We start from the raw sequence: 24,823 nt of genomic DNA on the forward strand, positions 1-24,823 counted from the left end.
TTTAAAATTATGGGGTTTGTCAGGCGTGGCTTTGCACCTTAGCCTTTATTTTTCTGATTTTTTAACTTTAAACAATTTAAAATCCTGTTTATAAGTTAGAAAAAATGAATGGTTAAACTGTAGTTGTTTATCTGTATTATCCAGATCAATATGCGGTTCGAAGCGAACATCAAGATATAGGTTAGGGATTAGTTCTTTCTGATAAGCATAGCGTAATGAAACAATGTTCCTCGCACTTTGCTTTAAGCCATTCGTGTATAAATTACCGGAAACAGATTCATACAAGGGCATTCCCTTGATCGAAATGAAGTTATTCCCCTTCCAATATGACGCTACCAGGCTTCCCCATTTACTTTCTACACCCGCATTTAACCACATACCGAAACCACCCTGATAGGCCCTCCGTTTATCGGGTGAAAAGTCTTTATAAACAGCGATGTAATTGTCTGTATAAACCTGTTTAATATTGGTGTTAATCTCTTTATGCAATTTTAGTCCAGTGGCGCCATTGAAAACCGTACTGATCGGAATTTCTTTCAGCATATCGATTTGACCGCCCTGGTGGAAAGCCAGAAACTGAGCAGGAAAACTGAACTTCCAGCCATTATTCTCAGAGATGGTGGTTTCAGTAGATAAACCACCTACAATCTCTTCTTTGGCTGCTTCACCGGTGTAAATCATTTTCTGCCATGCAATCCAGGCATCCAGGTTAAATTTTTTGCGCTCGATTAACAACTGGGTTCCATATTCAACTGGATTGGTAATTGTTCTTTCAAAATCGTAAAGTGGCTCAATGTACTTGTGCTGAATTCCACCTTCAAGACTACCGAAAATAAGTGTTAAATTCCGCTTATGATATTTAAGGCTAAAAAGTGGCTTCGCATCAGTAACACCGTTCCGGCCAAAATCTTTGCGGATAAAAGCACCTGCAATAATGGCTAAATTAGGATGTGCATAGTAAACAATCTGAGGTTGCAACTGGGTTCCATACAAAGTATAGCCATCATGGAAATCGTTGGTATACTCGTAGTTTCGAACGTAATTGAAGTTGTAGAGATTAAAATGAACTTCGTTTGTCAGACTGCTATCCGGACGAATCCTGTTTTCCAGTGCAGACTGATCGAACTGGGAAAAAGCAGCCAAGGAAATACAAAGAAGGGATATTAGCAGTAAGGTCTTCTTCAGACCCGTTTTTATAAACATGAGTTTGGATTTTAAGGCTCAAATTTAGGATAGTTTTTTCGTAAAGTATAAACTAGCAAGCATCAAGTATCCGGAACTGAATATAAGTTTACGCAAAGGAAACAAAGAAGTGTTTGTATATATTTTGCTTTAGTATTTGAGCCTACTTCTTCAACCTGTAATTTTTATACAGTTTGACAGCAATCATAATCGCCAACGCAACACCCATGATCCCAATTAAGCCGTAGATCCAGTTTAATGCATTTTTTAGAATCACGACGAAAACAATGGCAATCATAAAAATGGTGGCCAGTTCCCTCCATAACCTCAGCTGAAAGCTCGTCATTTTGAATTGATTGTTTTGGAGTTGTTTAACAATATTTCCGCAGATGAAATGGTAAATCAGCAAACCAAACACGAAGCCGAGTTTTACCCACATCCAGTCCATTTGTAAAAGACTGTTGTTTAGGGTGAGCATCCCTACTCCTGCCACAAATGTAATAATCATTGCAGGCTGGCAAATAATTTTCCATAAAGTAGCCTCCATTTTAACAAATTGTTTAAGGAGGATACTTTTTTCGGGTTCTGATTTATCGTTCGCTTCTGTGTGGTAAATAAAAAGGCTTAAGATATAGAAAAGACCCGCCATCCAGCTTATTACAAATACGATGTGAACGGCTTTGAAATACTGGTAATATGGCAGTAAAATATCTATCATCCTTTGTTAGAAATTAATATCTAAACTCTTTCACTACCTCAATCGCATACTTCACGTTATCAAAAGGGATATCAGGCATAATTCCATGGCCCAAATTGAATATAAACCCTTCTGTTCCACGCATACGTTCAAATAATTTATGAATTTGTGCCTTAATTACACTTTGATCTGCGTATAGAATATGTGGATCTAAATTCCCCTGAACAGCAATACCAGCTGGCAAAGCGTTTTTAATGTTTAGTAAATCAGCATTCCAGTCTACCGAAATTACATCGGGTTTTGCCTCTGCCATTACCGGTGCAAAAACTGAGCTTCCTTTACAGAAAGAAATTACAGGAACATCCTTTCTGTTGAGGTTAGCGATAATCTCCTGAATGTAACGGTGAGAAAATTCCTGATAGTCGTTCCATGATAAGGCCAGTGCCCAGCTATCAAAAATCTGAACGGCATTTACACCAGCTGCAATCTGAAGGTTTAGATAATCAGCGGTCACTTTCGCAATTTTAGCCAGAAGCTTGTGTGCAAGTTCAGGTTGATTATGGATAAATAGCTTTGTTAGTTTGAAATCTTTAGAAGAACCACCTTCAATCAGGTAGCTCATTACCGTAAAAGGTGCACCGGCAAAACCAATTAAAGGGATGCTTCCATCCAAACGTTGCTGAATTACCTTAATTGCATCGGCAACATATTGTAATTCGTCTAAACAGTCTACATTCAGGTTTTCAATGTCCTGAGCGTTGCGGACAGGATTCGCGAACTTCGGACCAACGCCCTGGGTAAAACTCAAATCGCCACCCATAGCCTCGCCGGTTACCAGTATGTCACAGAATAAAATGGCAGCATCGATACCCAATAAATCAACAGGCAGCATCGTTACATCAGCGGCAATTTCAGGAGTTTTGCACATCTCTAAGAAAGAGTACTTGTTTTTGATCTCCCAGTATTGTGGCATAAAACGACCAGCCTGACGCATCATCCATACCGGCGGACGCTCTGTTTGTTTCGAAAATGCTGCGTCTAAAAATAAATTATTCTTCATGATTTGTATTTCGGGCATCAAGGGCTTTAAGTCCTTAGCTACTTAATTCTTAAAATTGTAATTCCGCAAAGGTATAAAATAAAAAAAAACGAAATACCTTTTTATTCCTAAACCGGTACTTCGTTTTTCAAAATGACAATTCGAATATTATAATCTGTTTAATTCCTTTTCGATCTTAACGATGATATCTTTTGAACGGGCTGTTTCAGCAAGCTCTTTTGCGAGCTTAACATAAGCCTCTGCCCTTTCTTTATCTTTTTTACGCAAAGCCAGATTTGCCAGGTGAATCAGCACATATCCCTTCTGAGTTTTGCCCCCAACAGGAAAACGGCTTGCCAGCTGAAAATGATATTCAGCTTTGTCCCATTCTTCCTCTTTCAAGGCCATATTGCCTTTCATAAATTCGTAATAGCCTCTGCGGCTTTTAGCCAGTCTTTCCGGGCTCCTTACTTCATCAAGTAGCAATTGCGCTTTACCAAATTCATTATTTTTGAAGTGTTTGGAAGCCATTAATACAGAGCTGTGCCTGAAGTGGCTCCAGATGGTAAATCCAAACAAGAAGGCTGCCAAAGCAGCCAGCTGGTAGTGTTCGTAATAAAGGCAAACCAAAGCAGCTGCAATAAAAACAGCCATTAAAGCATACCTACCCTTATTATTATACATTAATGAATATCAGTAAATTTATAACCGACACCACGAATGGAATGAAAGTAAACAGGATTTTTTTGATCCGGTTCAAAATACTTACGGAAAGTTAAAATGAAATTGTCAATCGTTCTCGTCGACGGATAGACATCATAGTTCCAAACTGTCTCCAGAATTTGCTCGCGGGAAACTGCTTCATTTTTACGCTCAATTAAAAGCTTCAGCAACATGGTTTCCTTTTTGGTTAACGGGGTGATGGTACCGTCATCATGTTTAAGTTCAAAAGAGTTGAAATAAATGGTTTTATCACCAATTTTATAAGAGTTCAGTTCTTTCAGATCATCAGCTTTCAAGCTGCGTTTAACCAGAATCCCCACACGAAGGATAAGTTCTTCAAGGTTGAACGGTTTAACCAAATAATCATCAGCCCCTTTTTTCAATCCTAATACCCGGTCTTCCGATGTATTTTTTGCAGTTAAAAACATAATAGGCACTTCAGCATTCTCTAAGCGGATTGTCTCACAAACCTGAAAACCATCCATTTCAGGAAGCATAACATCTAAAACGATCAGATTGAAACGTTCTTCTTTAAATACTTTAAGAGCGGTTTTGCCATCTTTAACGGCGTGAACTTTATAACCCTCAAGTTCGAGGTTTAATTTGATAGCATCTAACAAGTGGTCCTCGTCTTCTACCAATAGAATTCTTAATTTTTGTGACATAATTGAGATTAACTAAATGTTACTTCAAAAATACTCCCCTGAGGCAAATTGTCTTTTACTGTAATATCTGCATCATGGTATTGTAAAACCTCTTTCACAATAAACAAGCCTAAACCTGTTCCTTTCGCTTTCCTGACATTCTCATTACCAACGCGGTAAAACTTATCAAATATCAACATTTTTTCGGGATCTGAAATACCCGGACCTTTATCGATTACACTTAATTGAATATGCCCATCTACTTTATCTAAAAGCACATTTATCTCATCACAGGGACTTGAGTATTTAACTGCATTTTCTATCAAATTTGTAACAACTGACGATAAGGCAAACTTGTCACCCATAATCTGCAAATTTGGCTGAATCTGGGCATTTATCAATTGCTCATTTCCGCAGGAATGCACCTGCAACCGATCTGTTATTTTATAAACCAGTTCAGAGAAGTTAAATTCTTCTTTAGGGAAGGTATATGACCGGTTTTCAATTTTAGTTGCCAATAACATGTTTTCAACCAGATCATCTAAGCGTTCAATATCTTTTAGCGAATTATTTAACAAAGAAACCTGACGTGCTTTATCTAAATCTCTTTTAACAATGGTCTGGATAGAAAGTTTGATTGCTGCTAACGGTGATTTCAATTCATGCGTAATTGACATGAGGAAATTCTGCTGCTGTTCTCTTAATTTATCCTCGCGTTTTAATGATTGATGCAGGAAATATCCCCCTATACAAAGCAAAAACAAAAACACTGAACCCTCACCCATAATCATTGTCATGCGGCTAGGTTGTAAACGCACTACTAAAGTGCCCCAGGAAATGAGCTGAACCAGGGCATAAAGCAATAACGCATAGAATATGATAATTGATTTTTTCATTATTTCGGGTTGAGGCCGGTTAGGTTATTGATACACATTTGAACATTATTTTTTGAACACTAAATCAAGTGCTTCAAAAATTGCCCTTTTTGCTTTTTCCAGTTCTATTTTAGTATGTGCTGAAGATACAAAACCTACTTCATATCCGGATGGCCCCAGGTATATGCCTCTGTTTAGTAACTCGCGGTGCATGATTTTAAATTTCTCCATGCTATTGGCATCAATATCATCAGCCGATTGAATTTTATCCTTATCAGTGAAGGCAAACCAAAAGATAGAGCCAACAGTAAAAACCTTAAACTTATAGTTTCTGGCTGTTGCAAAGCGTTGTATGCTGGCAACAAACTCCTGCGCTTTAGCGTTCAGATCTTTGTAAAAACCAGATTTACTGAGCTCAGTTAGCGTGGCAATACCTGCAGCCATAGCAACCGGATTACCAGACAAGGTACCCGCCTGATAAACGCCGCCATCCGGAGAAATATGCGCCATAATTTCCGCCGAAGCACCATACATACCAACAGGGAGTCCGCCACCGATAATCTTTCCGTAGGTAACTATATCCGGCGTAATACCATAATATGCTGCTGCACCTTCAAAACCAACCCGAAAACCTGTAATTACCTCATCAAAAATCAAAAGAGAATTATTATCTGTACAAATTTTACGCAAGAAGTGAATGTAATCTTCATCTTGAATAATCAAACCATTGTTTGCAGGAATGCCTTCAATTATTACTGCAGCAATCTGGTCTTTAAACTGTGAAAAAGCCTGTTCAATTGCAGCGGTATCATTTAGTGGAATGACAATAGTTTCTTCTGCAAAAGACTTTGGAACGCCGGCAGACGATGTTTCTCCGAATGTAACCAGTCCTGAACCAGCCTTCACCAAAAGTGAATCACTATGACCATGGTAGCATCCTTCAAACTTCAATATTTTATCCCTGCCTGTAAAGCCTCTTGCTAAGCGAATAGCCGACATTACGGCTTCTGTACCCGAACTTGTAAAACGGATTTTTTCTACAAAGCGATTATTTTTAATGATCAACTCCGCAATTTCATTTTCCAAAGCTGTTGGCGCACCAAAACTCATTCCGTTTTGCATCACCTCTGTAACTTTCTCTCTGATTTTTGGGTTGTTATGTCCAAGGATCAAAGGTCCCCAGCTCCCACAAAAGTCAATAAACTGATTACCATCAGCATCCCAAATGTAGCAACCATCACCCTTCTCAATGAAAAGTGGTGTTCCATAAACAGATTTAAAAGCCCTTACCGGTGAGTTCACTCCACCAGGGAAATATGTTTTAGACTTCTCATACAGTTCAGCTGATTTTACTCGGGAAATATCAGGTTTACTCCCGGTATTTACAGGGATATCGGCTTCGTTGCCTGAAAACATTTTTTTTATTGAATCTAACATCTTTTTATGGTTGAAGGCTGCAAGGTAGAAGGCAAAAAGTCCGGGATTCAAACCCGAAATCATTCAGGCTTAACCCTTAAAGCCACTCATTGTTTAAAATATCTTTAATATGGTAGGTGGTAATTATACTGGCACCCGCTCTGGCAAAAGCATGCATGGTTTCCATTACTACTTTCTGTTCGTCAATCCAACCGCGTTGAGCAGCGGCTTTCACCATAGAATACTCTCCGGAAACATTGTAAACAGCTATAGGTAAGTTAGTATCCTGCTTTAACCGCTGAATTATGTCGAGATAAGCTAACCCAGGTTTAACCATTAACACATCTGCACCTTCCTGTTCGTCCAGTTGAGCTTCACGTAGAGCCTCCAATGGGTTTCTAAAATCCATCTGATAGGCTTTACGATCTCCTTTACTTGGGGTACAGTCGGCCGCTTCTCTAAACGGTCCATAGTACGCAGAAGCAAATTTGGTAGCATGGCTCATAATCGCTGCATTTACAAATCCATTATCATCCAGCAAATTCCGCATCGCCTCAATTCTACCATCCATCATATCCGAAGGTGCAAACATATCAGCACCAGCCTGGGCATGTGTTAAGGCCATTTTAGCAATTACATCAACAGTTTTATCATTTTGAACATAATCGTTTTCCATGATCCCACAATGTCCGTGAGTGGTGTAAGAACAAACGCATACGTCAGTAATCACATACAAATCTTCACCAAATTGTTTCTTCAGTTCACGAACGGCGGTTGGTACCAATGAGTGATCATGATAAGCTGATTTTGCATCAGCTGACTTTTCATCTCCCACGCCAAAAATCATCACCTTGTTCAGGCCTCTCTTTAATCCTGCTTCTACATCCTTTACAAGCGTATCAACCGAATAATGGTTAACGCCCGGCATCGCATCAATAGCATGTGTAACACCCGTTCCTGGTACCACAAAATAGGGGTAAACAAACATATCTTTAGATAGCCGGGTTTCGGCTACCATCTCTCTCACCAGTGGATTTTTCCTCAATCTTCTCGGACGATGTAACATATTCTAATTAATATCAAGTATTTATTTTCGAGAGCTGATCAACTTATTATTGAACTCAAATTATTTTTGCTCAGCAGTGAGAATGCGGTTTTCCAGCCACTATCTCTATTTCATATCTATTCCAAAAACAGCTTCTGCTAATCCAATCTCATCTGGCGAATATGGTAAAGTGTACTTAACACCCATTTCATCAAATTTCTTACCGGTAGAATTTCCAATGGCAATTACCTGTTGTCCGGGCTCAAGTAAATTATCCGCGAAATAAGCATCAACATTTGATGGACTGGTAAAGATCAGTACTTCGGCATAACTCTGATCGATATTTTCTTCAATTACGGTTTCATAAATGGGTAAATCGATCACTTTTGCATCTGCTGGCAAAGATTTTTGAATCGACTGCAAAGAATCCTGAGCTCTTGGGAAGAGTATATTTTTACCTGAAACCAGTTTCGCGAAATCCTCGGCAACCTCTGTAATGTCGCCACTTGAACCAACGAAATCGGCAAAGTGGTTGAATTTACGTAAAGCGTCTTCCGATCCCCGCCCAACCACACCAAACTTAGTTTTCTTGGGTAATTGAGGTTTCAGGTTGAAGAAATACTCCACACTGTTTCTGCTACTGAAGAAAATCCAATCAATATTTTTTAATATGAACTGATCTAAAACTGTTACGATCGGGAAAGTCCGGATTAATGAACGGCCTTCAATTTCAATATTGTTACTTTCCAGCGCTTTGCGGAAATAACTATGTTCACCAATGTCGCGGGAGATAAAAACCTTTGACGGTTTTTTTCTATCCTGATCAAACTTGGCAACAATCTTCTCTGCTAATCCATTGGTAGTTTCCGAGCGGATAAATAAACGTTCCGGGAAATCATCAGCCGTTTCAGCTTTTGACGTCCAAACTTCAAATAAACCATCTTCTTTTTTGCAATAGCAACCTAAAGGCATGTGACAGCCCCCTTCAAAAAGATTTAGGACTTTCCGTTCCACACCAACTTCTTCAGCCGTTTCAGGGTGATGAAGTTTTTGTAGGGCGTCAAACAGTTCAGTATCATTCTCCCTGATTTGAATGGCCAAAGCACCCTGAGCAGGAGCAGGAACAAATTCAGTAGGCTCCAGTTCTTCAACATGAAATTCACTAACATCTAAACCCAAACGTTTAATGCCTGCCTTAGCCAGCATAATGGCGTCGTAGTTTTCGTCACGAAGTTTTTGAATACGAGTGGGAACATTGCCACGCAGATCTTCAATCTCCAGATCGGCACGTAAACCCAAAAGCTGTGCCTTCCTCCTATTGGATGAGGTTCCAACCATCGCCCCTTTTTTTAACGACATCTTCTGCGAAATATCTACACAATCTTTCAAAATCAGAAGATATTCAGTAGCTTCTTCACGAGGAGGAATAGCGGCTATAGTTAACCCGGCGGGGTGTGTAGTGGGCAAATCTTTTAAGCAATGTACAGCAAGATCGATTGTACCCCCTAAAAGCTCCTCTTCAAGTTCCTTTGTAAAGAAACCTTTTCCTTCTAATTTATCTAATCTTAAGTTCAGAATTTTGTCACCCTGAGTTTTTATGATTTTGATTTCCGACTCTATTCCTATAGCAGTCAATTCCGACTGAATATGATTTGCCTGCCATAAAGCAAGTTCGCTACCGCGTGTTCCGATGGTTAATTTCTTCACTATAAACTTTTAATGAACTGCAAATTTAAATTAAATAGTGCTTTATCCTATGAATTGTTTAAAAATGAGACAGTGAGGTTACAGATGAGATCATTCCAGGCATTTCTATGACACAGGTATCCTGATTTATGTAAACACAGAATATCCAGGCAATCACATAACCGGAATTTTAAGGCAGAATTGAAAATAAAAATATGATGAAGACAGACTACATCAATATATGCACGGAAGAACTAAGATTGATTTACCAAAATTTCTTTGGCCATAATCATTGGAACGCTGATGCATTTTTTTTCCATGTAATTCATCACACGTTCCAGAACTTCGCGTGAAGCATCATCCATCTGACTAATTTCATCAGCAAACACACCATTTAATGCCGTATTTTTAATTTCTTTAATTTTACGGGGCACTTCCTGCATGGCCAATTCAATGCGGCGTTGTTTTAAAACTGTGAAAAATTCAGCAATATTATTGCTAATGATATCTTCAGCATGCACAAGCTCGTTGTAGCGCTCCTGAATATTTTTACGGGCAACCTCTTTTAAAGATTCTACCTCGATGTAATGAACAGGGTTGTTATGAATTACCGCAGGGGCAACATCGTTAGGAATAGCCAGATCTACAATGACTTTTTTGCCAGTATCGCCATTCAGCAATTTTGCATAAAGCGTCTCGCTGATAATGGCTTCAGTTGATCCTGTACAGGTGATGATTACATCAAAGCCCTCATCAAAATGTTCTAAAGCTTCTAAAGGATAGGCTTTACCATTCAACTCTTCAGCAAGTGTTTCTGCTTTGGAAAGGGTACGGTTGAAAATAGAAAAGTTTGAATATTTGTGTTTATTCAGGTATTTGGCAATATTTTGATTGGTTTCTCCTGCACCAATAATTAAGACACGTGAGTTACCACACATGTTCAGTTCTTTCAGCTTACGATAGGCCAGTGAAACTACAGAAACAGGATTTTTTGAAATGTTAGTGTGCGTATAAACTTCCTTCGCCGTTTTTACAACCCTATCCATAATCATGCGCATGTAGTCGCCAGTGAAACCAGCATCGCGGCAATTTTCATAGGCTCTGCGTATCTGAGCAAGGATTTCTTTTTCGCCAACAACCAGACTCTCTAAAGAGCACGATGTTCTCAACAAGTGATTAAAAGCCTCTTCATTCTCATATACGGTAACGTTATCAAGAAAACGCTCCATAAACTCAGGAGGCAAACCCATATCCAGAACAGTGAGGAATTTCGTTACGAATTCTTTGTTTGTTTTTTCTTTAGTCAGAAAAACAAACTCTACCCGGTTACAGGTACCGATATAAAAAATTTCGCTAACAGGAAGTTCAGCTTGAATATTTTTCAATCTGCTGTCTAAACTCTGGTCACAAATAACTAACTTCCCTAAAGACTTCAGGTCGATGTGGTGATGCGTAAAAGCTATTACTTTTAAATATTCCAAGTGCTTCCGTTATTAACTATTATCGGGATACAAAAGTAATACGGTTGGTGCATGTCACCGTCATTAATCTGTAATTTACATTAATTTAGAACGGTTTTAAATAGAAGCTTAACCCTGACAATAGCACAGTCAATGATGCAATAAACATTTAAAAAGCTGAGCTACTCACACTACTACAATAACAAAATCACCTTTATTAGGTTTATATGCTATATCAACTCCTTAAACTATGATTACACAAAATGATTTTAGCCTTAGCGGTTCAGATGGAAAATTAATCATCGGCGACATTACTTTCGATGATAAAAACCCAAATACGCCAATTGTACTCTTCGTTCACGGCTTCAAAGGTTTTAAAGATTGGGGTGCCCATAACCTGGTTGCACGGTATTTTGCGGCCAACGGCTATCGTTATATCAAATTCAATTTATCACACAGCGGCGTTCCTGCTGAGCATCCGGCAGATGTTACAGATTTAGAGAGTTTTGCCAATAACACCGTATCAAAGGAACTTTTTGACGTGAATGCTGTTCTGGATTTCATCGAAAAAGCGTATGGAAAAGATGCCGAAGTTAATTTAATCGGACACAGCAGGGGCGGTGGATTAGCAATCATTGAAGCATCAAATGATCTGCGAATTAAAAAATTAATTACCTGGAGTGCTATATCTGCATTTGATAGTCTTTGGAAAAAAGAGCAGGAGTCAGATTGGAAGAAAAATGGGAAGATCTTTGTAACCAATGCAAGAACGAAAGAACAAATGCCTTTACATGTTGCGTTGCTTGAAGACTTTGAGAGGAACAACGAAGCATTAAATATCATGGAGGCCGCAAAGAGAATCAGTATTCCATGGTTAATTGTGCAGGGCGACGATGATGTTAACGTTCCTTACGAAAATGCACAAAAGCTGGCAGATGCCAATCCAAACAGCAGGCTCATAAAAATTGAAGGTGCAAATCATGTATATGGTGCATCGCATCCATATAAAAGCGAAACCTTGCCGCCACATTTATTTAAAGTATGTGAAAAGGTGTTGATTTTTTTGAGCGAATAAACCATCCATTGAAAAGGGAATTGCAGATTATGAAAGTCAGTTCCCTCCTCTTACAAATCCACGCATATCACTTCCGCTCGGACTTTGAAAAATTTCCAGGTCGAAATATGGAACAGCAGCAAGTAAATGGTCAAAAATATCAGCAGCAACCTCTTCAAATTTTTTCAGCCCTTTTTCTTTAGAGAATACGTAAATTTCTATTGGAAGTCCGTTTTCTGTTGCTTGTAACTGGCGAACCATAAAAGTCAGGTCGGTATTGATATAAGGATTACTTTGGAGGTATTTTTCTGCGTAGACGCGAAAAGTGCCGATATTAGTCATATGCCTCCCATTTACCAGGTTCGATGGATCGACCGTGTTTTCCTTATTATATAATTCTATGTGTTTCTGGGTTTCGCTCAGATATTCCTTTAAAAAATCAATGGTTTTTAAACGGTCAATAAGCTCATCATCGCAAAACTTAATGCTGGAAATTTTAATATTGATATGTCGCTTTATCCTTCTCCCCTCACTTTCTTCCATTGCCCGCCAGTTCTTAAACGACTCACTAACAATAGCATAACTTGGTACAATGGTGACAGTTTTGTCCCAATTCCTCACCTTAATAGTGGTTAAATTTATCTCTGTTACCTCCCCGTCAGCGCCATATTTTTCAACTGTAATCCAGTCGCCCACCCGAACCAAATCGATAGCGCTCATTTGGACTGAAGCAACGAAACCTAAAATCGGATCGCGAAAAACAAGGATAAAAACCGCGGTAACAGCACCAAAACCTCCAAAAATGTATAGGGGGGATTCGTTCAGGATAATCGAAAGAATCAAAACAAATCCTAATATATAAATGATAATTTTTGCAACCTGCTTGTAACTCCTTACAGGCTTATCTGCGTATTTCCTGGAAGACTCCATAATGGAAACCAGGGCATTCAGGAAAGCATTTATGGCGAACATAATTGCTAAAACCACATAAATCCTGGAGATAATTAACGCATAAAACAGCCAGTTTTTGAAGTCCAGAAATACATAGGGAACTGCATTGTAAATAATATAAGCACCGAAAATGAGTGCAAACGCCCTGAACACCCTAAATTCGAACAATGCTTTTTGCCAGTCAGGTTTAGTCTTTGCGCTTTTAACAGCTGCAATAAACGCCTGTCTGGTAACGAAAATTGTAACGAACAAAAATAGTGTTACCCCGATAAATCCCAGCAAAAAATAGGAATATACCAGCTCTCCGCCAGTTAGCCCTTGCTCCGTCAAGAGGCGGCGTAATTCACTAAATATTGTTGGAAATTGGAGGATTTTCATGAAGGAATGTTTTTAAACTTTTTCCACCCAATTACCATCATCCTTGATAATATTAATCAATTCATCCAAAGCAAAGGCAGTAGTTACATTTTTCTTAACCACTTCCTGTCCGCGGTAAAGTGTAATCTTATCAGGTCCTGTACCAACATACCCATAATCTGCATCCGCCATTTCACCAGGGCCATTCACAATACAGCCCATTATTCCTATTTTTAAACCTTTTAAATGATCGGTACGTGAGCGGATTAGCTGAGTGGTTTCCTGCAGATCAAAAAGTGTTCGCCCACAACTGGGGCAGGAAATATATTCTGTTTTACTGATTCTTGTTCTTGTTGCCTGTAAAATACCAAAGCTGGTGGAATTAACAAGCGATAAATCATGTCCACGGGCATCTATCCATATTCCATCTCCAAATCCGTCGGTAAATAGCGCACCGATATCTGTGGCGGCATACAATGTTAAGGTATCCGCATCAAGGCTATTATAGCTTCTTTTTATGATAACCGGAACTTGAATATTTCGTTCCTGCAATCCTACAAAAAATGCCCTTTGCTCAGCCATTCCATGCAATGCTCCAGTTTTAAGAATCAGAACAACATTGGTGAACTGATTAATTTTTAAGTCTTTTAACTGGCTGGCATCAATTTCAAGAAAGTTCAAAAACTCATCCTTCATATCCGTTTCGTCAAATTCCGCTAACGAAAACAACGGATGACAGTTGTTTTTGTCTTTTAATTTAAGCCAGGTTTTATAATTGTAAATCTGCTTCAGGTTTCCGGGAAATGAAAATGAAGGCAGATGATCACCAAGAAATGCTAAATCAAAAGCCTGATCAGCAAGATTATATTTATCCAGAATAGCGCTGTAATGGTAACCAACCGAACTTAGGAAATAGGGATCTTTAAGGTTTTCACCAGAAATATCAATCATCACCGACGGATGGTGGTGCCCGCCTATGTGCTGAACAGCTTCAGTAATCCTTCGCGAGTAAGCATATGGAGAATAAGTTTTAACAGATGAGGTGAGCGGTAAAACTGGTGAGGTAAAACCAGATTCCTGGATTAATGCTTCCGGACCTAATTTTCTAACAGCGTAACGGTCTGCAAGTGCTTTGGCTACCGGTGCTTCAAATTCAGGATCTTCAGTTAAAGAAACACGTATGGTATCGCCCAATCCGTCTTCCAGCAAAGTACCTATACCAACAGCTGACTTGATCCTTCCATCTTCCCCATCTCCGGCCTCAGTTACCCCCAGGTGCAAAGGGTAATTCATTCCTTCTTTAACCATGGTTTCAACCAGCAGACGATAGGCCTGCACCATCACTTGGGTGTTACTGGCTTTCATGGAAATGACCAGGTTATAGTAATTCTCTGCTTCACACATCCGGATGAACTCCATTGCCGATTCAACCATCCCACGTGGCGTATCTCCATAATGACTCATGATCCGGTCAGAGAGCGAACCATGATTGGTTCCGATACGCATAGCCGTACCATATTCCTTGCAGATTTTAATTAGCGGAATAAACTTTTTGTTAATCCGCTCAAGCTCGGCGCTATAGGCATCCTGTGTATATTCCAGGTTTTCGAATTTCTTTTTATCGGCATAATTACCGGGGTTAACACGAACTTTTTCTACAATTCTCGCTGCCATTTCCGCAGCATTGGGTGTAAAATGTATGTCGGCAATGAGCGGAACATCGTAGCCACGAAAGCGCAGTTCTTTTTTAATATTGGCTAAATTTTCTGCCTCCTTAATGCTCGGAGCAGTAATCCGTACATATTCACAGCCCGACTCAACCATGCGGATGGTCTGCTCTACTGTGCCAATGGTGTCCATCGTATCAGTCGTCGTCATCGATTGAATGCGGATCGGATTATGACCGCCTAAGGCAATATCACCAATCTTCACCTCGCGGGTTAAAAACCTCGAATACTGTGTTAAACTGTTACAATATCCACCACTTAATTCATGCTGTGCCAATATATTTTCCATGCGATTGCAAAGATATAGATAGAATTTCGAATGAGAGAATTTTGGATGAGAGAATGCCCAAAAAGCTATATCAACCTGTCTTTTACAACTAAGGTCTCAGCAGCTATATCGTGCCAGCATTGGTTTTTCTTATTTAGAAAACAATATAAATAACCAAAGAAAAGAGGTAGTACAGAAAACATCCGGCAGATGTTCCTGGCAAGAGATTTACCAAATGAAATCCTGCTTCCTTCAAGGTCAGTAACCTTAATACTCAATATTCTTTTTCCGAGAGTGCCTTGCCTTAGTGATGATTCAGCAAAAATGCTGTATATAATCTTTACAATGAATATCATCGGGAAAGGGGCTGTAATTGCCAGCATCCTTTGTTCCTTGCCCTCAATAAAAATAAAGCTGGTTAAAACGATCACGATATAGATTCCGAATATCAGGAAGTGATCAATAACGGAAGCAAGCAGTCGCTGATCAAATGAGGCAAAGTACTGAGGTGCAGTTTTCTGATAAGTAAAACCCAGAAGCTCACGCAATTCTTCCATTGCGTGAGCTTCCTTATAATCATCCATACCCGGTTTGCGGACAAATGTATTTGGCTTTATGTTTAAATCTTTCAGTTCGGTTAAACTGTAAGGACCTTGTGGCTTACCGTTAACCACAACTTTGTACTGATCAGGATTTGTAGGATTCAAGGATTGTGATTTAATATCTGCTTACCTCAAAGTTACTTAATCCGCCATCTAAATTGATAAAGATTTTTTTAGTTGAGGTTTTATAGTTTGAAGTTTCATATACGCCTTCACTCAGTTTTTCAAATCCTTCAAAGTCCTTTGCAGATAAACCTGTTTTGGTTTTGATCCTGCAACCAGAGGTTTCAGGAATCTTAATTTCGACATTGGCTACCCCCGATTTAACAACCACATCGGTAATGGGTAGCAAATCGCCAAACTTAATATCCAGCGCAGCTGCCCCGCCATCAAAACGGAAAGTGCGAACTTTGTAATCAGTAAAATCGAAGTTCGCCTCCCCTGCTCCTAATTTCATCAGAATATCCCATTTGGCAGCCTTGTTAAGCTTGAATCCGACATCATTGCCGTTGTCGCCAAACTTCCATTTACTTTTACGATCGTCCATACTAAAGGTGAGCACAGTTGCAGAATCAGTAACCAGCTTTTTCAACGAAAAATTACCATGACGTTTCTTCACATCAGCATTGATTAAAGATGATGTTTCACCATCCAGGTTGAATGAAAGTCCGCCTCCTGAAATATTTAAAACTGTTTTTTTAGCGCTGTCGGTGTCAACAAAAGGCTCCGATAAATTCAACATATTAAATGCCGTATCCTGATCGTCGTTATGATCATCATCAATGTTAACATCTATATCTTTTTTGAAATTATTACCCCACCAGTTTCCTCTTTGCGGTTCTTGCTGACCTTTAAAAAACAGGAATGAAAGAGAAATCACCAGTACCGCTATGGATATAATGCTTCCGGTTTGCGAATTGTTCCGGTTAAATAAAATATTTAAACCACCTATAATCAAAAATATTGGCCAGAATCCCCAAACATTACGCCAGTAAAAATCTATGATTCCAAAGTTTTCCAAAAGGAGTACACCGCCAATAAAAAGCAATATAATACCCCATATTAATCTATCTAATTTCATATGTAATTATGATTGAGGGTTTGTTGATGTAGAATTATTTTCTTCAGGTTGTTTTTCTTCCACTATTACCGTTTCAGAAAAATCAGCTGCTTTTTTGTCTTGTTCCTGGTTTTGCTGATTTTGAAAGTTAGCCCAGTCGTTCTTTCTTTTTGATTTCGCGATAATACTAATTCCCAATGCAATAAACACCATTGGCCACATGAATTTAAAGAAGTTGCGGAATGTGAACCAGTTGGGTATAAAATCCAGCTGATGCATCAAAAAGAAACAGCCCATTACCAGCATCAGCAAGCCGGCTACAGTTCTGCCAGTATCATTTGGTTTATTGAATTTATTAAATTCCGGCTGTGTTTCAAAAGGTTTCTTTTGCTGATCATTTACAGGTTGTGTCCAGTTTGTGTTTCCTGTACCAACTGGCCCGGTAAACGGATTCGCTGAGTCAAATGGGGCAGCGTTTTTGTTAAAATAATCATTAAATTTTGAAAACCTTCGTGCCGGGTCGTTATTCACCGGAACAACGATCCATAGGATAATGTAGGCAACAATTCCTGTCCCAAACAGAAAAAAGACAGACAGAGCAAAGAGTAGCCTCACAATGGTAACTTCAACCTGCAAATATTCAGCAAGTCCAGAAGCCACCCCTGCAACCATCTTATCGTGTTCATTTCTAAAAAGCTTCTTTTCCATAACCTTACTTTTAAATGTAAACTAAAAATCAAGCGGCGTCATTAAAACCTCATCCACATTTACTCCAGCGCTCAGCTGTAAAATGGTGTAAAGCGTTTCTGCGATGTCTTCAGGTTGCACAAACTTCTCGTCAGGAATCTCAGTTCCCTCCCAGGATGATGTTTTTGTAGAACCTGGCAAAAAAGCTGTAACCTTTACATGGTGTGGCGCTAATTCCTGCCGCAATACATGATTAAGACTTAACATCGCTGCTTTTGTTACACTGTAACTGCCGCCATTTTTCACGGGTGAGTTGCTGGCTACTGAGCAAATGTTAAAAATGTGTCCACGCCGCTCTAAACGCATCTTTTTTGCAAAAAACTTACTGATATAATAGCAGGCATTCACATTTAGGTGTTGCTGATTTTCGAAAGCTTCATCCTCTTCATCTAATAAACTTCCCGGTAAATACGTCCCTACATTATTAACCAGAACATCTGCAAAACCTGCAGTTTTTTCTACCTCATCCAGAAAATGATATACGTCATCTTTAATGGAAAAATCTACCGGATAAACATCTATTTTCCTTCCGGGCTTAATTAAGCCGCTTCTCATTTCTTCCAGATCATCCAAGCTCCTTGCTGCTATGACTAAATCATAACCATTTTCATAAAGTTTAACAGCTATAGCCTTCCCAATTCCTTTAGTAGCGCCCGTAATTACAGCTTTCATTTTTTGTGGATTAATATTTGTTGACAAAAAACCATATTTAAAATCAAAACCACGAATAATTTTGTAATTATCAAAGACCAACAACTTTTTTATCGTTTCTTTGTAGTATTATATATGTTCATTTAAATTAAGCAACACATAAAGAATGAATTTTACCAATTTCGGCAGATACATCCTGCTTCTAAAATCTGTATTTAGAAGGCCGGAAAAACTAAAAATATACTTAAAAGAAATAGCCAAACAAATGGACTACATCGGCGTAGGGTCATTGGGTTTAATAGCCATTATTTCTACATTTATCGGTGCTGTAATGACGCTGCAAATTGCATTCCAGCTGGTAAGCGACTTTATCCCAAAAACCATTATTGGATCTGTTAACCGGGATTCGAGTATCCTGGAACTGAGTCCAACCATCAGCGCCATTGTGCTTGCAGGTAAAATAGGATCAGCAATTTCATCAGAAATCGGATCAATGCGTGTTACCGAGCAAATCGATGCATTGGAGATTATGGGCATCAATGCGCCGGGTTATCTTATTCTTCCAAAAGTGTTGGCAGGTATTACTATGGTACCCATGCTGGTTATTATTTCAATGTTTTTGAGCATTTCCGGAGGATACATCGGCGGATCTATTTCTGGTGCAGTTACGCCTGCTGAATACATACAGGGGATTACAACCGATTTTAACCCATATACCATTGTAGTTGCACTTGTTAAAGCCTTCGTATTTGGATTTATCATTACTACTGTACCCGCCTACGAAGGTTTTTATGTTAGAGGTGGTGCTTTAGAGGTTTCTCAGGCAAGTACAAGAGCCGTTGTAATCAGTTGTATATCCATTTTGGTTTGCGATTATTTAGTTACCCAATTGTTATTATAATGATCGAGATTAAAGATATATACAAGTCATTTTCGGGAAATGAAGTTTTAAAGGGTATTTCCGGAAAGTTTGAAGAAGGGGTTACCAACTTGATCATTGGCGGCTCAGGGTCAGGAAAAACAACTTTGTTGAAATGTATGGTTGGTTTGCACCAGCCCGATTCAGGATCTGTGCTTTACGATGGACGCGATTTTACCCCTATGACTTACGAAGAGCGTATCGAAGTGCGTAAAGAAATAGGCATGCTTTTCCAGGGCTCAGCGTTGTTTGACAGCATGACCGTTGAGGACAATATTATGTTTCCTTTAAATATGTTCACCGATCAGAGCAGGAAAGAAAAAATTGAGAGGGTCAACTTTTGTCTGGAACGCGTTAATCTCGCCGGAAAAAACAAGCTATTCCCGGCCGAGCTTTCAGGTGGAATGAAAAAGCGTGTGGGTATTGCCCGTGCCATTTCAATGAATCCAAAATATTTATTCTGTGATGAGCCTAACTCCGGTTTGGATCCTAAAACATCTATTGTGATCGATGAGTTGATTCAGGAACTTACAGAAGAGTTTAAAACTACCACGATAGTGGTAACACATGACATGAACTCTGTAATGGGCATCGGAGATTACATTTTATTTTTGCACGAAGGAAAGAAATTCTGGGAAGGCAGTAATAAAGAAATCGCACATACCGATATCCAGGAACTCAACGATTTTGTTTTCGCCAGTCGCTTCATGAAAGCTGCAAAAGACAAGTTTTAGATAACAACCCTCCCTGCGGGGAACATAAAATAATACATGATACAATTACTTGCCCCCACCCATTGGAAAGATTACGAACTGATTGATTGCGGGGATTTTGAGAAATTAGAACGCTTTGGAAATGTGACCCTGATCCGTCCTGAACCTCAGGCAGTGTGGAAGAAAACATTGACAGAGCAAGAGTGGAAAAAAACAGCCAATATCACCTTCCGGGGCCGCTCAGCCACTTCTGGCGAATGGGTAAAGAAAAACCCGGCAACGCCCGACCGCTGGCATGTGGAATATAAAAATGATGATGTTTCCATCAAACTTCGCCTGGGTTTAACTTCATTTAAGCATGTGGGCGTTTTCCCGGAACAGGCGGTTAACTGGGATTATATATCATCGTCCATTAAGAAATTTAAAACTCCACAGCCTAAAGTACTCAATCTTTTTGCTTATACCGGTGCAGCATCTATGGTTGCCAATGCTGCCGGTGCCGATACCACACATGTTGATTCGATCAAGCAGGTAGTGACCTGGGCCAATGAAAACCAGGAACTTTCTGGGTTGAAAGACACCCGCTGGATGGTAGAAGATGCTTTAAAGTTCGTAAAAAAAGAACTTAAGCGTGGTAAAAAATACAATGGAATTATCCTCGATCCACCGGCATATGGCCATGGCCCTAACGGAGAAAAATGGAAACTGGAAGATCACATTCAGGAAATGATGCAGGATGTTGTGCAGCTGCTAGATGAAAAGGAACATTTTTTGATCCTGAATACCTATTCACTTGGCTTTTCTTCCGTAATTGTCGAAAATCTGATTCGTACCTCATTTCCAGGTGTTAAAAATTTGGAAACTGGTGAGTTATATTTACAAGCCACTGCCGGCATCAAATTACCACTAGGTGTATTTGGTAAATTCTGCAATGTGTAAATGTTAATTACTTTATTTTAAACTATACCATTTACTCCCTATTTTCATATCCATCAGATCCGGAAAAAAAATCTAAAATTTAATTCTATAATACATCTATGAAATTACCTCAATTAGCTGGTACCCTTATACTGGGTTTTGCCGCCATCAGCCTGTTTGCCAACTGTAACTCCGACGGTAAAGGCAGTAACGGCGTAAGCAAAATCTTCTCATCAGACACCACTAAAAAGAAAACAGATTCAACAGTGAATGTAATGAAGCCCGTTGATCCGAAATTATATGATTCGCTTACAAAAAAACTTGCCAATGGCGATACTACGGGTAAATGGCCGGTAAAAAACCAGCCATATCCTTTAGCAGGTGCAATTTTACCATTTAAACGTATCGTGGTTTACTATGGAAACCTTCACTCCAAAAAAATGGGGGCTTTGGGCGAATATGCGCCTAAAGAAATGTGGCAGCGTTTGAATGCCGAGGTTAAACATTGGGAAAAGGCCGATCCTTCCACACCTGTACAGCCAGGTTTACATTATATTGCTGCAGTGGCCAGCGGAACTCCTGGCAAAGATGGTAAGTACATTAACCGCATGGGAAACAAGCAGATTGATTCGGTATTGAAGATTGCGAAAATGCAACCAAACACAATTGTGTTTCTCGACCTTCAGGTTGCACTAAGCACGATTAAAGCTGAGCTTCCTCACATTGAAAAATATCTTGAGTTACCTTATGTACATTTGGGTATTGATCCGGAATTCTCTATGAAAGACGGCTCTTTGCCGGGTAGAAAAATCGGGACATATGATGCAGCAGATGTAAACTACGTTACAGGATATTTAGCAGACATTGTTAAGAAGCATAACCTGCCTCCAAAAGTTTTTGTATTACACCGTTTTACAAAGAAAATGGTTACCAACTCACCAAACATTAAATTACGCCCTGAAGTACAGGTTGTTGTACACATGGATGGATGGGGTGAACCAGAATTGAAAAAGGGTACCTATCGCCACTTTGTTTATGGTGAGCCCGTTCAGTTTACCGGCTTCAAGCTATTTTACAAGAATGACCTGAAGAAAGCACCAAATAAATTGCTAACTCCCGAGGAGCTACTTAAGCTTACTCCAAAACCAATATATATTCAGTATCAGTAGCATATTAAAAAGGGTGTCCTTGGGCACCCTTTTTGTTTATAAAATCACCTAAATGCCTTGTTGGCTGAAATAAACAAATTTACCTTTCATTTATTTCGTTGAGACATTTCTTCGGGTACTGTTCGGGAAGTGTTCGGGAAGGGTTCGGAAGGGTTCGGGAAGTGTTCGGGAAGGGTTCGGGAAGCGTTCGGGAAGCGTTTGGGAAGCGTTTGGGAAGCGTTTGGGAAAGCTTCGTCTCCTGATCGGGATTTCTCCCGGAAAAGTTCGTATAAACATCGCCTCAAATTCGGGAAGTGTTTGGCTTTTCTTTGGGTAAAAGCCGAACAACAGGCGAGCCCATCCCAAACATTACCCAAACTTTTCTAAACTTTGTCTCGGATTTGTCTCAGCCCAAACCCGATCAATTGCCAAAAACTCTAAGATGCATTTCATAACAAACGCTATTAATGATACAAGCCTCCTGTAATATCCATAATGTAAAATGGATTTTTTAAACACACGGTTTTATTCAGCATTCCTTCCACCAGGAATCTACAATGGCATAACTTTCGTATAATAGCTATTATGCAAACAGCAATTTTTGGAGGTGGGTGCTTTTGGTGCACGGAAGCAATATTTCAAAGCCTGAAGGGTGTAGAAGAGGTAATTTCAGGTTATATGGGCGGTGAACTAAAGCATCCAACCTATATGGAAATTTCAAATGGTGGTACAGGACATGCGGAGGTGGTTAAAATATCTTTTGACGACAAGCTTATCTCATTCAATGAGTTGCTATTGATTTTTTTTAGAACCCACAATCCAACGCTGTTAAACAGGCAGGGGAATGATATCGGAACGCAATACCGATCCATAATTTTTTATGAGAATGAGGCCCAGAAAAACGAGGCAGAAAAACTCATAGTGGAATTAACCAGGGAACATGTTTTTGATAAGCCCATTATAACACAGATTGCGCCTGCCGAAGCGTTTTATGAGGCCGAAGACTATCACCAGAATTATTTCAATAAGAATCATGGCAAGCCTTACTGTGCTTTTGTTATTCAACCCAAGCTAAACAAACTGGCAGAACAATTCCGGCAGAAAATTAAACCTGAGCTATCCAGCTAACAGGCTACAGCTTTTCCGGAAAACCGTTATTCGAACGTTAAAAGCGCATGCTGACTTGCAGTATGAATATCTCTCCAAACGCGGTTTATTTCTGTTTCTTTTCTGGCGGCTTCAAGACCACAAAAAGGAAATAAAAAATCGCACGCGCTTCTGCAAGCATGCGCAAGCTTTCGGCTTGAGCGGCTCACTTCGTCCAGACTGGATACCGATATCGATTTACCAGATACCAACTGTTCCCAGGAATCGTCGAAACAACGGTAGAATGCTTTCTTCAGTTCCTTCACTTCGCTCTTGCACCGATTTAACTCATTTTCGAAATACCTGATCTGTTCCTCGTTATATCTTTTTAATCCTGACCTTGAGAAAAACGACTGCTCCACCAACCTGATGAAGTGATTAGACATCCCCAAACTATTTACAGCCAGTGTGGTTTCTGCCAGCTGTAGAAAAGGATAATCAAATCCCTCGTCGGCAACCTCGATGGTATTGTTTATCCTGAATGTACGGTTAAGGGGTACTTCCAGGTTACTTACTTCAAAGGCATGACTTCCAGTAGCGATTAATCCAAAATATGACCAGCCCGAAAGGATATTTACTTCATTTTTTTTCAAAATAAATGACATCACTTTCGGATTTCCATCTTCATCAAGTATATCGGTACCATCGGTGTTTTTAAGGCTGCAGTTTGCTGTAAATATGGTTGCATGCAATGCGCCGCTGGCATATTTCCAATGCCCGTTTATTAAATACCCATTAGTGGTTTCAATCGCTGTTCCGCCTATTGCTCCGCTCCCTGCAAAGCATACCGCTCTATCAGCAAACACTTCTTTTGCCAGATCGGGGTTTAAAAAACCAGCAAACCAGGCGGCACCGGCACAAAGCGTAACCGTCCAGCCCAGGCTGCCATCAGCTTCTGCCAGCGCTTCTTCAAGTCTTAAAATTTCAGGAAGCTTTTTACCTGCCCCCCCATAAACTTCAGGAACAAAAAGCTTAAACCAGTTTTCCTGATAGGCCAGTTCTAAAATTTCCGGATGTAATTCGCCCATTTGTTCTGATTCTGAAGCAAACTGAGCTACAGTTTCCTGCCAGGTTTTTGTGATGGTGTTTTGCATATGATCATCTTATACCGCAGTGGTGCGGATTAAAAAGCTATAGAAACGTTAATTAAACTTTCGTAATTCTCTTGTACCTACAATCTTCTTCCAGTCTAAAAAGCCAAAAATGGCTACAATAAATAAAAATGTAGTCAGACAAGCCATTAGGGGAAGCTTTTTATGAAACAATAACGGAATGGCAACAATATTTGAAACATTCAGAAAAATCCAGTTTTCAATTTTACGTTTTGCAAGAAGCCACATACCTGCCCACGCTGTTGATGAAACGAACGCATCCAGTAGCGGTACATCAGAATCAGTATGGTTTCTGAGTACAAAGTAGAATACAAAAAAACCTATAACCGAGATCAATATCGCAATCAGCAGTTCATTATTTGTACTCCATGCTACCTGGTTTTCGCCGTCTAGCTTACGTTTCTTCCAGATTATCCAGCCGTAAACACTCATTACCAGATAATAAATACTCAATAACATCTCTGCATAAAGTTTTACATTTAGCAGCAAAAACATAGATAATAGAATAGAAACAATTCCGGTAGGATATAACCAGATGCTGTTTTTCTTTGCCAGTAAAACCTCAGAAACGCCGAAGCCAACCGCCAGCCATTCTACCAGCGAGGTATGCAGAATTTGTTCCTTAAAAAGCCCGAACCAATCTTGAAAATTCATTTACAATAAATACCTTAAAGCCAATAAAA

At 39.5% G+C, this 24,823-nt stretch carries 24 protein-coding genes; 6 read left to right on the forward strand and 18 right to left on the reverse strand.

The features are described 5' to 3' along the window. Window positions 1-45: 45 nt before the first annotated feature. From AB669_RS07315 to hemA, 10 genes are all read right to left on the reverse strand, one after another. Entirely contained in the window at window positions 46-1,203 is a 1,158-nt protein-coding gene (locus AB669_RS07315) for a hypothetical protein (protein WP_156166700.1), read from the reverse strand. Between the two features lie 142 nt (window positions 1,204-1,345). Then, window positions 1,346-1,900, reverse strand: coding sequence for a CopD family protein (locus AB669_RS07320; protein ID WP_047798650.1), 555 nt, complete (start codon window positions 1,898-1,900; stop codon window positions 1,346-1,348). 13 nt (window positions 1,901-1,913) lie between these two features. Next, window positions 1,914-2,939: a uroporphyrinogen decarboxylase gene (gene hemE, locus AB669_RS07325; RefSeq protein ID WP_047799051.1), complete on the reverse strand. Its 1,026-nt coding sequence runs from the start codon at window positions 2,937-2,939 to the stop codon at window positions 1,914-1,916. Window positions 2,940-3,086: 147 nt separating this feature from the next. Continuing rightward, window positions 3,087-3,602, reverse strand: coding sequence for a hypothetical protein (locus tag AB669_RS07330; RefSeq protein WP_047798651.1), 516 nt, complete (start codon window positions 3,600-3,602; stop codon window positions 3,087-3,089). After that, on the reverse strand, window positions 3,602-4,306 hold the full coding sequence (locus AB669_RS07335; RefSeq protein ID WP_047798652.1) for a response regulator transcription factor: 705 nt from the start codon (window positions 4,304-4,306) through the stop codon (window positions 3,602-3,604). The genes AB669_RS07330 and AB669_RS07335 overlap by 1 nt, the downstream gene beginning before the upstream one ends. A gap of 8 nt (window positions 4,307-4,314) precedes the next feature. After that, window positions 4,315-5,181 (reverse strand): sensor histidine kinase KdpD, encoded by an 867-nt coding sequence (locus tag AB669_RS07340; RefSeq protein WP_047798653.1) that lies wholly within the window; start codon window positions 5,179-5,181, stop codon window positions 4,315-4,317. A gap of 45 nt (window positions 5,182-5,226) precedes the next feature. Continuing rightward, a complete protein-coding gene (gene hemL, locus AB669_RS07345) occupies window positions 5,227-6,597 on the reverse strand; it encodes a glutamate-1-semialdehyde 2,1-aminomutase (protein WP_047799052.1) in 1,371 nt (456 codons plus the stop codon). Window positions 6,598-6,673: 76 nt separating this feature from the next. Next, window positions 6,674-7,642, reverse strand: a complete 969-nt coding sequence (hemB, locus tag AB669_RS07350; RefSeq protein WP_047798654.1) for a porphobilinogen synthase — start codon at window positions 7,640-7,642, stop codon at window positions 6,674-6,676. A 105-nt stretch (window positions 7,643-7,747) separates the two neighbouring features. Continuing rightward, window positions 7,748-9,328, reverse strand: coding sequence for a hydroxymethylbilane synthase (gene hemC / locus AB669_RS07355; RefSeq protein ID WP_197082376.1), 1,581 nt, complete (start codon window positions 9,326-9,328; stop codon window positions 7,748-7,750). Between the two features lie 233 nt (window positions 9,329-9,561). Continuing rightward, window positions 9,562-10,788, reverse strand: a complete 1,227-nt coding sequence (gene hemA, locus AB669_RS07360) for a glutamyl-tRNA reductase (protein ID WP_047798656.1) — start codon at window positions 10,786-10,788, stop codon at window positions 9,562-9,564. A 229-nt stretch (window positions 10,789-11,017) separates the two neighbouring features. Here hemA and AB669_RS07365 point away from each other — a divergent pair, with 229 nt between their 5' ends. Beyond that, on the forward strand, window positions 11,018-11,842 hold the full coding sequence (locus AB669_RS07365) for a S9 family peptidase (protein WP_047798657.1): 825 nt from the start codon (window positions 11,018-11,020) through the stop codon (window positions 11,840-11,842). Window positions 11,843-11,878: 36 nt separating this feature from the next. Here AB669_RS07365 and AB669_RS07370 read toward each other — a convergent pair whose 3' ends face one another. The 6 genes from AB669_RS07370 to AB669_RS07395 form a co-directional block, all read right to left on the reverse strand. After that, a complete protein-coding gene (locus AB669_RS07370) occupies window positions 11,879-13,150 on the reverse strand; it encodes a mechanosensitive ion channel family protein (protein WP_047798658.1) in 1,272 nt (423 codons plus the stop codon). A 12-nt stretch (window positions 13,151-13,162) separates the two neighbouring features. After that, window positions 13,163-15,145 (reverse strand): (E)-4-hydroxy-3-methylbut-2-enyl-diphosphate synthase, encoded by a 1,983-nt coding sequence (gene ispG, locus AB669_RS07375; protein WP_047798659.1) that lies wholly within the window; start codon window positions 15,143-15,145, stop codon window positions 13,163-13,165. 65 nt (window positions 15,146-15,210) lie between these two features. Further along, window positions 15,211-15,831, reverse strand: coding sequence for an RDD family protein (locus AB669_RS07380; protein WP_047798660.1), 621 nt, complete (start codon window positions 15,829-15,831; stop codon window positions 15,211-15,213). A 10-nt stretch (window positions 15,832-15,841) separates the two neighbouring features. Next, a complete protein-coding gene (locus AB669_RS07385; protein WP_047798661.1) occupies window positions 15,842-16,807 on the reverse strand; it encodes a LiaI-LiaF-like domain-containing protein in 966 nt (321 codons plus the stop codon). A gap of 6 nt (window positions 16,808-16,813) precedes the next feature. Continuing rightward, entirely contained in the window at window positions 16,814-17,494 is a 681-nt protein-coding gene (locus tag AB669_RS07390; RefSeq protein WP_047798662.1) for a PspC domain-containing protein, read from the reverse strand. A gap of 21 nt (window positions 17,495-17,515) precedes the next feature. Further along, window positions 17,516-18,205, reverse strand: a complete 690-nt coding sequence (locus tag AB669_RS07395; protein ID WP_047798663.1) for an SDR family oxidoreductase — start codon at window positions 18,203-18,205, stop codon at window positions 17,516-17,518. Window positions 18,206-18,350: 145 nt separating this feature from the next. On the opposite strand from AB669_RS07395, the gene AB669_RS07400 reads away from it, so the two are divergent. From AB669_RS07400 to msrA, 5 genes are all read left to right on the forward strand, one after another. Then, complete coding sequence (locus AB669_RS07400) at window positions 18,351-19,085, forward strand: ABC transporter permease (RefSeq protein ID WP_047798664.1); 735 nt, start codon at window positions 18,351-18,353, stop codon at window positions 19,083-19,085. Further along, window positions 19,085-19,837, forward strand: a complete 753-nt coding sequence (locus tag AB669_RS07405) for an ABC transporter ATP-binding protein (RefSeq protein WP_047798665.1) — start codon at window positions 19,085-19,087, stop codon at window positions 19,835-19,837. Before AB669_RS07400 ends, AB669_RS07405 begins: the two co-directional genes overlap by 1 nt. A 36-nt stretch (window positions 19,838-19,873) precedes the next feature. Further along, on the forward strand, window positions 19,874-20,755 hold the full coding sequence (locus AB669_RS07410) for a class I SAM-dependent methyltransferase (RefSeq protein WP_047798666.1): 882 nt from the start codon (window positions 19,874-19,876) through the stop codon (window positions 20,753-20,755). A gap of 98 nt (window positions 20,756-20,853) precedes the next feature. Continuing rightward, window positions 20,854-21,903, forward strand: coding sequence for a hypothetical protein (locus tag AB669_RS07415; protein ID WP_047798667.1), 1,050 nt, complete (start codon window positions 20,854-20,856; stop codon window positions 21,901-21,903). Window positions 21,904-22,467: 564 nt separating this feature from the next. Beyond that, window positions 22,468-23,010 carry a peptide-methionine (S)-S-oxide reductase MsrA gene (msrA, locus tag AB669_RS07420; protein ID WP_047798668.1) on the forward strand — a complete coding sequence of 181 codons (543 nt, stop codon included), beginning with the start codon at window positions 22,468-22,470 and terminating at the stop codon, window positions 23,008-23,010. Window positions 23,011-23,036: 26 nt separating this feature from the next. Here msrA and AB669_RS07425 read toward each other — a convergent pair whose 3' ends face one another. Both AB669_RS07425 and pnuC read right to left on the reverse strand, forming a co-directional pair. After that, entirely contained in the window at window positions 23,037-24,122 is a 1,086-nt protein-coding gene (locus AB669_RS07425; RefSeq protein ID WP_047798669.1) for an acyl-CoA dehydrogenase family protein, read from the reverse strand. Between the two features lie 48 nt (window positions 24,123-24,170). Beyond that, entirely contained in the window at window positions 24,171-24,794 is a 624-nt protein-coding gene (pnuC, locus tag AB669_RS07430) for a nicotinamide riboside transporter PnuC (protein ID WP_047798670.1), read from the reverse strand. Window positions 24,795-24,823: the final 29 nt, after the last annotated feature.

It is taken from the genome of Pedobacter sp. BMA (assembly GCF_001027745.1).
Classification (GTDB): domain Bacteria; phylum Bacteroidota; class Bacteroidia; order Sphingobacteriales; family Sphingobacteriaceae; genus Pedobacter.